This window comes from Streptomyces siamensis (genome assembly GCF_039543605.1).
Taxonomy (GTDB): Bacteria; Actinomycetota; Actinomycetes; order Streptomycetales; family Streptomycetaceae; genus Streptomyces; species Streptomyces siamensis.
In genome coordinates this window covers 19,747-34,937 of sequence record NZ_BAABKB010000021.1, presented here as the reverse complement: position 1 = coordinate 34,937, position 15,191 = coordinate 19,747, and the positions used below count along the sequence as shown (strand labels likewise).

Below are 15,191 nucleotides of genomic sequence, written 5' to 3'. Positions count from 1 at the left end.
GAACAGGGCAGGGCAAACCACCACGAAACATCGTCTAACCCTGTGAAGAGCACTGTCCACGCGTATCGGTCATCAAGTCAGACAGCCCGAGATACCGGATGGTTGTAGCGCAGACCACAACTGCTTCTCGGGAAGCCGTAGTTGCGCACGCGAGGGCTCCCACCGGCGACGCAGCCGGACACGTCGCGCCGAACGAGCGCGCCGTCCGGGCCGCCCGGACGCCCCTCGGCCCCGGGTGTGCCGCCGACCATGCCGACAGCCCCCGACGGACACCGTCACCCCGTACGCGGCAGCCGACGGGCAGGCACCGACGGTGGTGAACCGCCGATCCGCGACGGAAACACCGGCGATGCGGAGGGCCTCGGCGCCTTCTCCTCTCACTTGCCCGCCACGACTGGATATTCATCAGTCGCCGAATATTCTGGACCGCAGGCGGAGGAAATTCCTCCGCCTGCGACAAGGGGCGAGGAGGTGGGCAGGCGGTGCGCGTCGACGCCCAGCTCAACCGGGACAAGATCATTCAGGCGGCACGGCTGATCTTCGTGCACGAGGGCCCGGACGCGCCGCTGGAGAAGATCGCTCGCCGTGCGGGGGTCGGGATCGCCACCCTCTACCGGCGCTTTCCCAGCCGCGAGGACCTGGTCATGGCCGTCGCGACGGACACCTTGCGGAGTCTGAACACGGCGGTCCGCACGGCCGCCGAGGAGCAGCCCGACGCGTTCGGGGCCCTGCGTGTGTTCATGCACGCGGCTCTGGACCTCAAGGTGGGCGCGATCATGCCGTCACTGCTCGGCCGGATCGACGTCGAGGACATCATCGAGCGCTCCGGAGATGCCCTCGACCACGTCACCGAGCTGCTTCAGGCCGCCCAGGCGGCCGACGAGGTGCGGGCCGACGTCCTGCCCGGCGACGTCATCTTCATGGTCGTACGACTGACCCGTCCGCTGCCCGGCCGGGCAGTCGCGGAGGACGCCGCGCTCGCCCACCGCCAGCTGGAGATCTATCTCGACGGTCTGCGCTCCCCCGGGGCGTCGCCACGCCACGACGCTCTTCCCGGACCCGCGATCGGTTCCGCCTGGTTCCGTCGCATCCGGGCCCGCATGGCGGGCGTGGCGCCCTCGGCGGCACGCAAGGCGACGCGCGCCGCCTGACCCCCTGCCACCCCACCCCCCGACACACCCTTTCCCTGTATTCGAAGGTGAGTTCGTCATGTCTTCCGCCCCCCGACCCGCCGAGGCACGCACCCCGGTGCCGACTCCCGGGGACAACCCTCGGCGCTGGCTGGGCCTGGTGTTCATCGGCCTGGCCCAATTGATGATCGTCCTGGACATCACCGTCGTGAACATCGCCCTGCCGTCCGCCCAGCAGGACCTGGGCATCTCCGCGGGCGACCGCCAGTGGGTCATCACCGCCTACACCCTCGCCTTCGGCAGCCTGCTCCTGCTGGGAGGCCGGATCGCCGACTACACCGGACGCAAACGCGCCTTCCTCATCGGCCTGATCGGCTTCGCCTGCGCCTCGGCCCTGGGCGGTGCCGCCACCGGCTTCACGCTCCTGCTGGCCGCCCGGGCGCTCCAGGGGGGCTTCGCGGCACTGCTCGCTCCGGCCGCGCTGTCCCTGCTCAGCATCAGCTTCACCGAGAGCCGTGAGCGCGCCAAGGCCTTCGGCGTCTACGGTGCGATCGCGGCCGGCGGCAGCGCCATCGGACTCCTGCTCGGCGGTCTGCTCACCGAGTACCTCGACTGGCGCTGGTGTCTGTACGTGAACGTGCCCATCGCCGTGATCGCCGCCTGCGGCTGGTCCGTGCTCCCCGCGGACCGGCGCGCCACCGCCCGGGCGCGACTCGACCTTCCCGGTGCCCTGCTCGCCACCTCGGGCCTCGTCGCCGCCGTGTACGGGTGCAGCAAGGCGGAATCCGACGGGTGGGACTCCCCGCTCGTCATGGCGCTGCTGACCTCCGGCGTCTGTCTCCTCGTGGGCTTCGCCCTCTTCGAGGCCCGTTCCCCCCGGCCGCTGCTGCCGCTGCGGGTGGTCACGGACCGGACCCGGGCCAGTGCCTATCTGGCGGTCGCGCTGGCCGTGATCGGCATGTTCGGGATGTTCCTCTTCCTCACCTACTACATGCAGGTCGTCAAGGACTACTCCGCCGTCCTGACCGGCGTCGCGTTCCTTCCGCTCACCGCGGGTGTCCTGGTGTCCGCGGGCGGCATCGCCTCCCGGCTGCTTCCCCGTGTCGCTCCGCGCGCCCTGGTCGTCCCGGGGCTGCTGCTCGCCGCCGTGGGCACCGGTTGGCTCATCCCTCTGGAGGCCGACACCTCGTACGCGACCGGTGTCCTGCCAGCCGAGATCATCGTCGGTCTCGGCATGGGCCTGGTGATGGCGCCGGCGATGAACTACGCGACGCACGGTGTCCGGCCGGAGGACTCCGGAGTCGCCTCCGCCATGGCGAACACGTCCCAGCAGATCGGTGCCTCCATCGGCACGGCGCTGCTGAACACCATCGCCATCGACGCCAGTACGGACTACCTCGCCGGCCGCCGGCACACTCCGGACGTACTGCGGGAGGCCCTGGTCGAGGGCTTCTCGACCGCCTACTCGGTGGCCACCGTCATCCTCGTCGCGGCGGCCCTCGTCATCGCGGTCCTGATGAACGCACCCCGTCCGGCCACCGTCGGCGAAGCCCGCAGGGAGCCGGCCCCGCACATGGGCTGACCTTCCGTCCCACGGCCCGGACCTCACATGTCGCGCGCCGTCCGGTCGGCCGTCGGGCGTCGGCGCCCGACCGGACGGCACTCATACGGCGGGCGGACTGCCGGTGGGCCGGCGTACGGCGGCCGGACTGCCGGGCGCGGCCGTGATGCGTCCAGGGTCTCCCGCTCGGCCGTCGTGACTCCGGTCAGTGGTCACTCGTCACCGGTCGGCGTGTCCCGTCCCCGCCCCTCCGTCGTCCACGGACGGAGTTTCTCGGGGTTGCGCACCACCCAGATGTGCTTGATCCGGTGGCCCGTGACCTCGAACGCGTACACCGCGACGGTGACGCCGTCGTACTGGGCCACCAGGCCGGGCCGTCCGTTGACCGTGCGTTCCAGGATCGTCAGCGCAGGTGTCCTGGCCAGGATGTCGACCAGGTAGCGGGCGATCCGCTCGCCGCCGTCGATCGGCTGGAGCCTCGCGCTCGCCAGGCCGCCACCGTCGGCGACGGTCGTGGCGTCCGGGTCGAGGAGGGCGATGAGGGTCTTGATGTCCTTCGCTTCCCATGCCTGTTTGAAGCCCCTGACGAGGGCGGCGTGCTCGGCGGTCGGTCCTGCGGGAGCCTGCGAGGCGCGGACGCGGCGGCGGGCCGAGGAGGCCAGCTGCCGGCAGGCCACCGGAGTGCGGCCCACGATCTCGGCCACTTCGGCGAAGGAGTAGCGGAAGACGTCGTGCAGGATGAACGCGACGCGCTCGGCGGGGGTCATCGATTCGAGCACGACGAGGAAGGCCATGTTGACCGACTCGTCGAGGGTGACCCGGTCCGCAGGGTCGGTCGTCGTTCCGCCCGACGGCCCGACCGTCCACTCCGTGCGTTCCGGCAACGGCTCGGGGATCCATTCGCCCACGTAGCGCTCGCGGCGCGCCCGCGCGGAACCGAGCACGTCCAGGCAGATGCGGCTGGCGACCGTCGTCAGCCAGCCGCCGACCGACTCGACGGCGTCCCGCTGCCGCTGGGGCAGGGCGTACCAGCGTGCATACGTCTCCTGTACGACGTCTTCGGCCTCGGCCAGCGAGCCGAGCATCCGGTACGCCAGATTGATCAGCCGGCGCCGCTCGCTCATGATCGCGTCCAGGCTCGGGTCGGCCCTGCCGTCTCCTGGCTCGGACGGAGTGCTCATGGTGCGGTCAGCTCCCTCGGTCGCATCTGCTCTCACCGGTCCGACGACGCAGCGCACCGAATGGTGAGGCCGACCTGACACGGCGGCCCGCGCCTGATGCGGATGATGTGCCGGGTACCCCGGCGGATCCCGCCCGACGCGCGGTGACCGCGTGTCCGACGGGCCTCGGCGCGCTCAGTGCCGTGCCGCCTCCACCAGGCCGGTCAGCTCGGCCACCGTCATCGAGCCGGCGGCGCGGCGCTCCCGGGCGAAGGCGTCCGCGACCCGCTGCAGCACCTCGTTCACCGGGGTGGGAATCCCGTGCACGCGGCCGAGCAGGACGATCTCGCCGTTCAGGAAGTCGGCTTCGATGGTGCCCGTCCCGCGGCTCAGCGACTGCCAAGAGGACCCGCCGCGCGGGGAAGCGTCCCCGGGCTCGAAACGGAGCCTGGACCGCAGCTCGGCGGCCTCCGCGTCGGTCACGGTCTCCAGGCCCGCGGCGGCCAGGACCGTACGGCCCTCCGCCCGGGCCGCGCGGCACACGGCGCGTGCCTCCTCCGTGGTCACCGCGCCGGTGACGGCCTCGACCGAGTTCGCCAGATTGCCGAGGAGTTTGCCGTACTTCCACCGCATGACATCGTCGACGACGGGCGCGTCGAAGTGCGACTTCTCCAGGGCCGCCGAGATGCTCCGCACGGTCTCGTCCGTTCCGGAGGGGAAGCGCCCCAGGTGCAGGACGCCGGTGACGGGGGCGGACACCGCGGTGACCGAACCCGGCTCGACGTGGGTCGCCGGCAGCCAGACACACATCCCGTAGACGCGGCGGAAGCGGCGCAGCGCCAGGCGTTCGCTCTCGACGCCGTTCTGGGCACACACCAGCGGCAGCCTCTCACCGGCCGTGCCTCCGCCCGCCACCGGCCGCGGAGCCCAGGCGTCCAGGGCGGCGATGCTGTCCTGCGTCTTCACCGCGAGCATCAGGACGTCGCCCTCGCGCAGGTGCCCGAGCTCTTCGGGATGCCCGACGACGGGCAGTCGGTGGATGTGCGGCCCCTCCGCGGTCGTGAGCCGCAAGCCGTGGTCGCGCAGAGCCTCGTGGTGCGCTCCCCGCGCCACGAGGACCACCTCGTGCCCTGCCTCGGCCAGCCGGCCACCCAGCGCACCGCCGACGGCTCCGGCCCCGATGATGATGTAGCGCATGCGTCAAGACTCCCACGGCTCGGTGCCGGGCCGCGGCGATGTGAGCACGAGTCCTCAACTCCGGTGGCCGGCAAGGGATGTGCCAGACTCGGGCCCATGGGCCTTGATCAAGAACTCGTCGACGCCGCCGTCGACCTCATGGACCGGCGTTGGCCGTCGGGCGAGCCGGGCGGTGCGGCGGCCGTACGGCTGGCCGACGGCGGCATCCTGACCAGCGTCGGACTCGACAACCTGCACGCTTCGGTGGCCCTCTGCCAGGAGACGGGCGCCTTCATACAGGCGTACACGCAGGACCGTGCCGTCGTCGCCTCGGTCTGTGTGAGCCGGGACCTGGAACGGGACAGGGTACTGATCCTCCCGCCATGCGGTGTCTGCCAGGAGCGACTTGCGCTGTGGGGACCGACCGTGGAGGTCGCGGTTCCGCGGGAGGACGATCCGACCGTCTGGACGGCACGGACCCTCGCGGAGGTGAACCCCTACTACTGGGGGCGGCAGTTCGCCGACGGCGCATGGCCCTCGGTGGAGCAGCACACCGAGTGAGGACCACGTCGTGCTCACATCCGCCGGCGTCCTCGGCACCGCTGATCGAGGGGGCTCCTCGAAGCCGCGATCAGCGGTGCCGGATCCCGGGGTCCGTTGCGGCGACGGTGCTCAGCGCCGGGTGAGCCGGGTCTCGGAGGCGACGCGGGTCAGCTTCTCCGGGTTGCGGACGTAGTAGATGCCGGTGACGCGGGCGTCCTCGACGCGGACCGCCAGGACACCGTCCACCTCGCCGTCCAGGTGGAGGACGAGCGCCGGGTTGCCGTTGAAGACGGTCGTGACGGTGGTGATCTCGGCCTCGGCCCTGCCGCTGCCGCCGATGATGAAGCGGGCGACCTTGCTGGAACCGACGACCGGTCGCAGCGCGGCCTGCTTGACTCCGCCGCCGTCGCTCAGGAGGACGACGTCGGGCGCGAGGACGTCGAGCAGTCCCTGCAACTCACCGGTGTCGAGGGCACGTCGGAACGACTCCAGAACCGCCCGGGTCTCACTCGCGGAGACCACCTCTCGCGGTCGGCGGGCCTCGACGTGCCCTCGGGCCCGGTGCGCGATCTGGCGTACGGCGGCCGGGCTCTTGTCGACCGCGGCCGCGATCTCGTCGTAGCTGACGTCGAAGGCCTCACGCAGCACGAACACGGCGCGCTCCGTGGGCGACAGGGTCTCCAGGACGAGCATCATCGCCATCGACACGCTCTCGGCGAGCTCGACGTCCTCGGCCACGTCCGGCGCGGTGAGGACCGGTTCGGGCAGCCACGGGCCGACATAGGCCTCCTTGCGACGCGTCATCGTGCGCAGCCGGTTGAGCGCCTGCCGGGTCGTGACGCGGACCAGGTAGGCGCGTTGGTCGCGCACCTCCGTCAAGTCGACCTTGACCCACCGCATCCAGGTCTCCTGGAGGACGTCCTCGGCGTCGGCCGCCGACCCGAGCATCTCGTACGCGACGGTGAAGAGCAGGTTGCGGTGGGCGACGAACGCCTCGGTCGCCCGGTCGGTGGCCTGGTCGCTCATGTCTCGACTCTTCTCCTTCGCTGCCGGCACTGGTCGCCGATGATCTTCAACAGGGCACCCACAGTACGGGCGGCCGTGGCTCCGGCCGCCCGTTCGACGTGATCCGTCCGTCCCCGCGTGTGCGGCCGGTCCCGCGGCCGGTCCTGCGGCGGCGCCCGCGATGAAGGCGCCGCCCCACCATGGGAGTTCGTGGCGACGGTGGGCGGGAGCCGCCGTCGACGGCCGCCGCGGGTCGCCCGTTCAGCGGGCGACCGGTGTCGCGTCCCGCAGCGCCCGCAGCGACTGCTCGCGCGTGTCGTCCTTGGCCCAGGCCCAGCTGAGCGAACCGGGCTTGTGCGCCTCGTCGACCAGCTGCTTGACGGTTCCCCAGCACACGAGCTGCTTGAGCTTCGCACCGGCGCGTCCACCGACGTGGAGCCGCATCGCGGTGTCGTTCCGGTGGGCGAACTGGAAGATGCCGCCGCGGCGCCCCAGGCTGATGCACTGGCCGACGAAGCCGAGGGCGATGGGTTCGGGTCGCTCGCCCGCGATGCGGTGGAGCACGGTGTCGGCGGCGTGCGCGCCCAAGGGTCCCGCGGCCTGGCAGCTCATCCGGAACGGCAGGTCCGACGGCGCCGCCGAGTCCCCGCCCGCGACGATCCGCTCGTCGTCCACGCTCGTCAGCGTCTCGTCCGTGAGCAGGCGGCCCTCGGCATCGGTGCTCAGCCCGCTGCGCGCGGCCAGGTCCGGAACGCCGAACCCGACGGTCCAGACGGTGACCTCGCTCGGCAGGTCGCGGCCGTCGGCGAGCCGCACAGCCTCGTGCGTCACGCCCGTCACCTTCGTACCGGGACCGTCGAGAACGGTCACACCGAGCCGGGCGAGCCGCCCGGCGACCGAGCGTCGCCCCCGCGGGTGCAGGTAAGGGCCGAGCTCCCCGCCGCACACGAGGGTCACGGCGCGCCCCTCCTCGGCCAGTTCGGCGGCGGTCTCGATGCCGCTGGGGCCGGCGCCGACCACGGTCACCGCGGCCGTGGCGGGCGCCGCGGCGAGGACCGACCGCAGCCGTTCCGCCTCTTCGAGGCCGCCGAGCGGGTAGGCGTGCTCGGCCGCTCCGGGTACGCGCGGGACGGCGCTGCCACTGCCCACCGCGTAGACGAGGTAGTCGTAGCGGACCGTGCCACCGCCCGCCAGCGCCACGCTGCGCCCGGCCACGTCGATGCGTGCCACGGTGTCGACCACGAGCCGGACGTCCTTGCCCAGCACCTTCGTGTACTCGACGACGGCGTCGTCCGATCCGGCCACGAGCTGGTGCAGGCGGATGCGCTCGACGAAGGTGGGGCGCGGGTTGATCAGGGTCACTGTCACGTCTGCGCGCTGTGTCAGGCGATTGGCGGCCATGACACCGGCGTAGCCTCCGCCGATCACGACCACATCGGTGTTCTCGTTCATCGTCTCTCCTTGGTTCCAGGGGGTCCGGCCTCAAGACACCGCGCGGTCGGCCGCTGTGACAGCCTGTGACTCGGATCACTCCGAGGCCGGGGTCGATGGATGGATCTGCCGGTCAGGCGGTGAAGGACTCGGGGCCGAAGCGCCCCCATGCGATGAAGGCCGCGAGGGCGAGGTAGACCAGATTCAGGGCGACGAACCTGTCGAGGCCGCCGTGGCGGAAGTGCGTGATCATCGCGCCGATCATCAGCAGGACCCAGCAGACGGCTGTCACGGGCACCAGAACCGGTGCGATGTCGACCACGGCGGGGAGTATCAGGCCCACCGCGGCGGCGAGTTCGAGGAATCCGAGTCTCCGGACGAAGCCGGCGCCGGCGTCCGCGGTCCATTCGCCGCCGGGCGCCTCCGCCAGTCTTTCCCTGGGCACGAACACCTTGGTGATGCCGCCGGCCAGGGCGACCACGGCGAGCAGTGCGGTGGCGATCCACAGCGCGAGATTCATGAGGTGCTCCTTCGTGTCCGGTGTCCGGCCCGCTCCACGGGCCTGCCGTTTCCATGGGTGCGCCCTCAAGACACCGCGTGCTCGGCCGCTGTGACAGCACGTGACGCGGATCACTGCGCCGGCAGTGGATCCCGTACGGGACGGCCGTGGGCCACCGTCACGGGGCGGCTACTCATCGGACGTCACGGGAGCCGCGGGTACGCTCACGCAGGCCGGAGCCACGCCTCCGCCCTGATCGCGCGAGATCCGGCGGCAAGGGCGTCGGCCTGCGAGCGCGCGCCGGTCGATCCGTCGTGAGAGGCCGTCGCGCATGGACGAGTGGAGTCGCGAGATGGCAGGCAGCGTCACCGTATTCACCCTCGGCGGAACGATCTCCGCTGCCCGCGGGGGTGCCGGCCGGCTGACCGGCGCCGAGGTCCTGGCGCAGCTCGCGCCGTCCCCCGACATCGACGTGCGCCTCCACGATTTCCGGAGGATCCCGAGCTCGAACCTCACCGTGGACGACCTGGCCGAACTCGCCGCACTGATCGACTCGGCGGGGGCCGGGGGCTCCGGCGCGGTCGTGGTGCAGGGGACGGACACCATCGAGGAGTCCGCGTTCCTGCTGGACCTGGTGTGCGCGCAGCACCGTCCCGTGGTGGTCACCGGCGCGATGCGGCGTCCCGATCTGCCGGGCGCGGACGGCCCGGCGAATCTGGCCGGCGCCATCGCCGTCGCGGGCGACAGCGGGTGCCGGGGCCTCGGTGCGCTCGTGGTCCTCGCCGACGAGATCCATGCGGCGCGGCACGTCCGCAAGACCCACACCACGTCCGTCGCCACTTTCGCCTCACCCGGGGCCGGTCCCCTCGGTTCGGTGGTCGAGGGGCGGCCGCGCGTCCTGCTGCGGCCGCCCGCCCCCCTCGTCGATCGCCCTCTGCGACTGCTCCGCGCGGCGCGGGTCGCGCTGCTCACGGTGTCGCTGGGCGACCGCGGGGAACTCCTCGAGGCGATCGACGACCGGTTCGACGGCCTGGTCGTGGCGGCGTTCGGCGCGGGTCACCTTCCCGAGTGGTTCGTGGAGCCCCTGGAGCGGCTCGCCGCACGCATGCCGGTCGTCCTCGCCTCGCGCACCGGCGCAGGCCCGTTGCTGAGCCGCACCTACAACGGTCCGGGCTCCGAACACGACCTGCTCGGCCGGGGACTGCTCTCGGCGGGGTCCCTCGACGCGCCGAAGGCACGCCTGCTGCTCCAGGCATTGCTGTCCGACGGCGCGGACCTCGCGCGCATCCGCCGCACGTTCGCGGCTCTCGTCGGCTGATCTCCACCCGGATCGCGGGTTCGCCTCCGCGGCGCCGGGGGCGTGCCCGCGACACTTCGGTGAGGGCCGAACCTTCGGGTACCTAGATTGGCGGTCATGAGCCGGAACCAAGCGACCCTGTCACGCACGGGTCACCGTCCGAGCGGCCATGGTGACCGCATCACCGTCGAGCCGCGCATTCTCTACTTCGGTACGCCTGTCGTGCTGCTGTCCACCGAGAACGAGGACGGCTCGTTCAATCTCGCGCCGATGTCCTCGGCCTGGGCCCTGGGGCAGGTCGTCGTCCTCGGCCTCGGGGCCTCGGGGCAGACGGCCCACAACCTGCTGTCCAGGCCGGACCTGGTGATCAGTCTCCCCGCTCCGCATCAGTGGCGGGCGGTCGAGCGGCTGGCTCCGCTGAGCGGGCGTGACCCGCTGCCCGAGGAGAAGAAGGCTGCCTTCCGCTTCGAGCGCGACAAGTTCGGTGCCGCGGGACTCCATCCCGCACCCTCCGAGACGGTCCGTCCGCCCCGCGTCGCCGAGTGCCCGCTGCAACTGGAGGCCCGCGCCGTGCGGGTACGGCGCGACGCGGGCGGCGACTTCCTGATCGTGGAAGCCCAGGTCCTCACCGTGCACGCCGATCCGGACCTGGTCGTCCCCGGAACAGAGCACATCGACCCGGCGGCGTGGAGCCCCCTCGTGTACAACTTCCGTCACTACTTCGGGCTGGGCGACGAGCTGGGTCATTCGTTCCGCTCGGACACACCGCACCCACCGGGATCCTCCGGCATCGGCTGATCGTGCGGCATCACCGCGTCCCGTGAGGCCCATGGCCCGGCGCGCCGTCGATCTCCCCGAGTCTCCGCCCAGCGGCCGAGGAGGGACCGGGTGTTCATACCCGCCCCGTCGCCCGCCCCGTCGTGCGCAGGGTCAGGGCGAGCAGGAGCGCGGCGAGGACGCATGCCGCGGCGTTCACGGTCAGGGCGACGCTCACCCCGCTCAGTACGGCGTGGGCGTCCTGGACGTCGAAGCCGTGGATCCGGGCGGTGGCGACGGCCGACATGATCGGGATGCCCATGGTGATGCCGATCTGCTGGCTCATCGTGGCCAACCCGTTGGCCAGGCCCTGTTCCTCGTCGGGGAGGCCGGAGGTGGCCGTGACCATGAACCCGACGATGGCCACCAGGTTGGCGACGCCTCCCGCGAACGTCGTGACCAGCAGGACGTAGATCCATCCCGACCCGGCGCCGAGGAAGACGAGCGGGACGGTGGCCGCGGCCTGGACGAGGAACCCGGCGACGAGGGCGTTCCTGGTGCCGACGGCACCGATGACCTTGGGGCCGATGACTCCGCCGACGACCGTGCCGAGGCCGAGCACGGCGAAGGACAGGCCCGAGGCGAGGGGCGAGTAGCCGAGGACATCCTGCAGGTAGAGCGTCAGCAGGAAGACGACCGACGTCTCGGTGGCGAAGGCCAGCAGGCCGGCGACGTTGCCCCAGCGCACGCTCCGTCGGCGCAGGACCCGTACGGGGACCAGTGGTTGCGCCACGCGCTGCTCGACGAACCAGAACAGGACGAGCAGCACGGCTCCGGCGGCGAGCGGTGCGTAGGCCTGGGGGCTTCCCCAGGACCGCTGTCCGGCCTGGGTGAGCCCGTACACGACGGACAGCAGGGCGAGGGTGACGACGACGGCTCCGGGAACGTCCAGTGCGGGACGGTGTTCGGGCCGGCTCTCGGACAGGACGGCGGGGGCGAGGACGAGCACCAGCACGGCCACGGCGACATTGATGAAGAACGCCCAACGCCAGCTCAGGAGGTCGGTCAGGACACCGCCGAGGATCGCGCCGGTGGTGAACCCGGCCGCCATCAACGCGCCGTTCAGCCCCAGGGCCTTGTCACGGACCGGCCCTTCCGGGAAGGACGTGGTCAGCAGGGACAGGGCCGCCGGTGTGACGGCCGCCGTCGCCAGCCCCTGCGCGACTCGTGCCGCGATCAGCACCCACGGTGTACCGGCCGTCCCTCCGGCCAGGGACGAGGCGCCGAGCACGGCGATGCCCACCAGGAACAGCCGACGTCGACCGAACAGGTCGGCGACACGGCCGAAGAGCAGGGTGAATCCGGCGGCGCACAAGGAGAAGGCGGTCGCGATCCACTGGAGGCCGCCGAGCGACAGCCCTACGTCGTCGCCGATGGCGGGCAGCGCGACATTGAGGATCGAGAAGTCGACGGCGAGAGTGAAGCTCGCCGTCAGGAGCACCGCCAGGATCAGCCGCTCGCGGCCGGTGACGGCCGACCGGGGCGGTGACACCTCTCCCGCGGCACTGCGTACGGTCAGGTCGTCGCCACTGAGGGTCTCCCCGCTCGGGTTCGTCATGGCGCACAACTCCTTTCACCAGTGGGTCCGGCGACCGGAAAGTCGCTCGGCACCCGACTCTGGAAGAAGCCCACGGCCGCTGCCACGCCCTGATCGACCGACCCCTGGGCTGCCTGGCACTCGCAGGGGCAGGCACAGCGGCGCACGGACCCGGCACCATGGACGGCATGAACGAGGCGGATGTGTCATCTGTGGGCGCTCTCGGCGACTTCCTGCGCAGCCGGCGGGCGCGGCTGAGCCCGGAGGCCGCGGGCATCGTGTCGTACGGTGCCCGCCGGGTGCCGGGGCTCCGGCGGGAGGAACTCGCCCAGCTCGCCGGCATCAGCGCGACGTACTACACGCGGCTCGAACAGGGGCAGAGCACCAACGCGTCGGAGTCGGTCGTCGACGCGATCGCCCGCGCGCTGGGCCTGGACGAGGACGAGCGCACACATCTGCACGACCTGGCGAAGCCGGCTCCCCGCGTGCGGCGGCGTCCCTCGCGTCCGGAGGCGGCGCGGGCGAGCACGGTCCGGTTGATCGACGCGATGACGGACGTGCCCGCGGTCGTCATGGGACGTCGCACCGAGGTGCTGGCCTGGAACAGGCTCGGACACGCCCTGCTCGCCGGGCACTACGACTTCACCGCTCCGGGCCGTCCCGCCGACCGGCCCAACATGACGCGGATGCTCTTCCTCGACTGCCACACCCGCGAGCTGTACGCACGCTGGGACGAGGAGGCCGCTCGTGCCGTCGCGTCGCTGCGCCTGGTGGCCGGCCGGTTCCGCGAGGACCGGGCGCTGGCCGGGCTCGTGGGCGAACTGACCCTGGGGAGCGACGAGTTCGCCGCCCTGTGGTCCGAGCATCCGGTGCTCGACTGTCTGTGCGGCACCAAGCACTTCCGTCACCCCGAGGTGGGCGATCTGGAGCTCGGGTTCGAGATGCTCCACCTCGCCCAGGACACGGGGCAGCGCATCCTCACCTTCACGGCGGCCCCCGGAACGGGCTCCGAAGCCGCTCTGCGGCTGCTCGCCGCGCGCACGGCGGCGGCCCGGACGACAAGTCCCGCAAACGCTCACGACGCACCCTCTGTCGCCGCGAACCGACTGACCGTACCCTGACAAGTCATAGAACTTCAGGCGTGATCGACCGGGGGAGCCGTCATGTCCTGGAACCACGATGGCGCACGTGACGATTTCGTCGTTCCACCGATGCCGGCGGCGCCGCCGCCCGCGCCCGCGGACCCCTGGCGTGCCGTCGCGGTGGGGTTGCTGAACCTCTGCGGACTCGGTGTCGGATACGCGTTGGTACGCCGCTGGGGGCTGATGGCCGCGTGCTGGATCGCGACGGCGATCCTGCTCGTGGTGGCGCTGCCCGCGGACCCGGACGGGGTCCCCGGTGCGGTGGTCGTCCTCTACCTCGGCTTCCTGGTGCTCGCGGCCGCGCACGGTGCGCGCGTGGGGCTGCGGACCCGGCTGTCGTGGTTGCCGAACGCGCTGCTCGCCGCCGCGCTGGGCATCGTGCTGCTGGCCGTCCCGGCGGGTGGCGCGGTCCTGTACGACGGGTCGCGCGACGAAGCCGTCGAGCGGATGCTGCTGGACCGGCTCGACCGGGCGGACAAGTTGGTCAAGGCGTCCGGGAAGCAGCCCTTCCAGACGGCCGAGGCCGACTACCGCAGGGCCCTCGCGGTCTACGACGGGCTGAGCGACGACCATCCGGGGTCGCGGGCGGCCCGACGGGTCCCCGCCCGGCTCCAGGCCTACTACGCCACCGTCGCCGCGCCCTACGAGGAGAAGAACTACTGCGACGCCGTACCGCCGCTCAAATATCTCCGCACCGTCCCTCGCACGATGGGTGAGAAGGACCTCGGAGACCTGGCCACCTGGCCCGACGACCGGCTCGCGACATCGCTCTACGAGTGCGCGGCGGACTCGCTCGACGACGGAGCCGCCACCTGGACCACGCAGTTCGGGGAGCTGCTGTCGACGTTCCCGAAGTCCGAGCAGGCCGGGAAGGTCGAGCCCGCCGTGAGATCCGCGGTCGACAAGGCGGTGAAGTCGGTGGGCGGCGACGAGCCCTGCGCGGCCGTCGAGCGCCTGAAAGGTCTCTCCGGACAGGTCCGCGGGCTGCCCGGAGAGCAGGCGGGCCTCGCCGACGCGCTGGGCAAGGACGCCGACCGGGCGGAGAAGAGCGCCAGTTCGGGTACGTACAGCTGCGGTGTGGACCAGTACAAGGACGGCAGCTTCAGCGAAGCCCTCACCACGATGAACGAGTTCGTCAAGAGCAACCCGCACCACAGGAACCGGGCGCGCGCCAAGAAGATAGCCATCGCCGCGGAGGTCGCCGAGACGGTGCCCGCGGCCGGCAAGCGCCTGCCGACCACGGCGTCGGGCGGCAGCATCACCGTCACGGTCAAGAACGACAGCCCGGACGACATCACGGTCCTGTACACGGGACCGGTGACCGGCAGCCTCACCCTCAAGGCCTGCGGCAGCTGCACCTCGTACTCCCTCGGCAGCACCCTGGGGATCGGCTTCGAACCGTGCAGCGACAGCGGCAAGCACTATCCGCAGCGGACCATCCGGCTGCCCGTCGGCACCACCTACTTCGTGCACAAGGCCCGGACCGGGGTGGGCAGGACCCCGGCCTCCGACACCGCCAAGCTGTCGCCGGGCTACACGTACACCGAGTGCGCGTACACGACGAGCTTCGGGTACTGAGGCACCCCGGCTTCCGCACGGCCCCGCTCACGGTGTGCGCCGCCGCCGCGCGCCGTCTCCCACACCTGCGGCTGAAGGCCGACGCCCAACGCCGGACGGGCCCTGTCTGCACAGCGATGTGCAGACACGGGTAGTGAATTGCTCACCAGTGTGCAAGTATCGGACTGCCCTCACCCGCCGGCCGGACGGCGGACATGTCCAGCAGAGGCGCCTCAGGCAACGCACGCCGCGGGCGCGTCAGGAGCACCATGCGCCCGTCGCCGCACGTCCAGGAGCCCCGCCACGATGCGCCGTACGGCGCCACCGCCGCGCAGAG

Annotated in this window: 13 protein-coding genes; 7 read left to right on the top strand and 6 right to left on the bottom strand. The window is 71.7% G+C overall.

Translation table 11 applies throughout. The annotated features are described in order from the left end of the window. Positions 1-482 precede the first annotated feature (482 nt). Positions 483-1,151, top strand: a complete 669-nt coding sequence (locus ABEB03_RS24605) for a TetR/AcrR family transcriptional regulator (RefSeq protein WP_345653402.1) — start codon at positions 483-485, stop codon at positions 1,149-1,151. Positions 1,152-1,209: 58 nt separating this feature from the next. Next, positions 1,210-2,712: an MFS transporter gene (locus tag ABEB03_RS24600; RefSeq protein ID WP_345653399.1), complete on the top strand. Its 1,503-nt coding sequence runs from the start codon at positions 1,210-1,212 to the stop codon at positions 2,710-2,712. A 191-nt stretch (positions 2,713-2,903) separates the two neighbouring features. Here ABEB03_RS24600 and sigJ read toward each other — a convergent pair whose 3' ends face one another. Together sigJ and ABEB03_RS24590 are read right to left on the bottom strand one after the other, a co-directional pair. Further along, positions 2,904-3,872 carry an RNA polymerase sigma factor SigJ gene (gene sigJ / locus ABEB03_RS24595; RefSeq protein WP_345653396.1) on the bottom strand — a complete coding sequence of 323 codons (969 nt, stop codon included), beginning with the start codon at positions 3,870-3,872 and terminating at the stop codon, positions 2,904-2,906. Positions 3,873-4,046: 174 nt separating this feature from the next. Next, complete coding sequence (locus ABEB03_RS24590; protein WP_345653393.1) at positions 4,047-5,048, bottom strand: ketopantoate reductase family protein; 1,002 nt, start codon at positions 5,046-5,048, stop codon at positions 4,047-4,049. Positions 5,049-5,144: 96 nt separating this feature from the next. Between ABEB03_RS24590 and ABEB03_RS24585 the strand changes: the two genes are divergently transcribed. Continuing rightward, positions 5,145-5,588, top strand: a complete 444-nt coding sequence (locus tag ABEB03_RS24585; protein WP_345653390.1) for a cytidine deaminase — start codon at positions 5,145-5,147, stop codon at positions 5,586-5,588. Between the two features lie 111 nt (positions 5,589-5,699). Here ABEB03_RS24585 and ABEB03_RS24580 read toward each other — a convergent pair whose 3' ends face one another. From ABEB03_RS24580 to ABEB03_RS24570, 3 genes are all read right to left on the bottom strand, one after another. Then, a complete protein-coding gene (locus tag ABEB03_RS24580; protein ID WP_345653387.1) occupies positions 5,700-6,596 on the bottom strand; it encodes an RNA polymerase sigma-70 factor in 897 nt (298 codons plus the stop codon). A 240-nt stretch (positions 6,597-6,836) separates the two neighbouring features. After that, positions 6,837-8,027, bottom strand: coding sequence for an NAD(P)/FAD-dependent oxidoreductase (locus tag ABEB03_RS24575; RefSeq protein ID WP_345653384.1), 1,191 nt, complete (start codon positions 8,025-8,027; stop codon positions 6,837-6,839). A 112-nt stretch (positions 8,028-8,139) separates the two neighbouring features. Beyond that, the gene (locus ABEB03_RS24570) at positions 8,140-8,526 is read right to left on the bottom strand and encodes a DoxX family protein (protein WP_345653382.1); all 387 of its coding nucleotides are present in this window, start codon (positions 8,524-8,526) and stop codon (positions 8,140-8,142) included. A 331-nt stretch (positions 8,527-8,857) separates the two neighbouring features. Here ABEB03_RS24570 and ABEB03_RS24565 point away from each other — a divergent pair, with 331 nt between their 5' ends. Then, positions 8,858-9,823 carry an asparaginase gene (locus ABEB03_RS24565; protein ID WP_345653379.1) on the top strand — a complete coding sequence of 322 codons (966 nt, stop codon included), beginning with the start codon at positions 8,858-8,860 and terminating at the stop codon, positions 9,821-9,823. Positions 9,824-9,919: 96 nt separating this feature from the next. Beyond that, positions 9,920-10,600: a flavin reductase family protein gene (locus ABEB03_RS24560; RefSeq protein ID WP_345653376.1), complete on the top strand. Its 681-nt coding sequence runs from the start codon at positions 9,920-9,922 to the stop codon at positions 10,598-10,600. A 94-nt stretch (positions 10,601-10,694) separates the two neighbouring features. Here ABEB03_RS24560 and ABEB03_RS24555 read toward each other — a convergent pair whose 3' ends face one another. Continuing rightward, positions 10,695-12,176, bottom strand: a complete 1,482-nt coding sequence (locus tag ABEB03_RS24555) for an MFS transporter (protein WP_345653373.1) — start codon at positions 12,174-12,176, stop codon at positions 10,695-10,697. Between the two features lie 167 nt (positions 12,177-12,343). Between ABEB03_RS24555 and ABEB03_RS24550 the strand changes: the two genes are divergently transcribed. Continuing rightward, positions 12,344-13,276 (top strand): helix-turn-helix transcriptional regulator, encoded by a 933-nt coding sequence (locus tag ABEB03_RS24550; protein ID WP_345653370.1) that lies wholly within the window; start codon positions 12,344-12,346, stop codon positions 13,274-13,276. Positions 13,277-13,318: 42 nt separating this feature from the next. After that, on the top strand, positions 13,319-14,875 hold the full coding sequence (locus tag ABEB03_RS24545; RefSeq protein WP_345653367.1) for a hypothetical protein: 1,557 nt from the start codon (positions 13,319-13,321) through the stop codon (positions 14,873-14,875). Positions 14,876-15,191 lie beyond the last annotated feature (316 nt).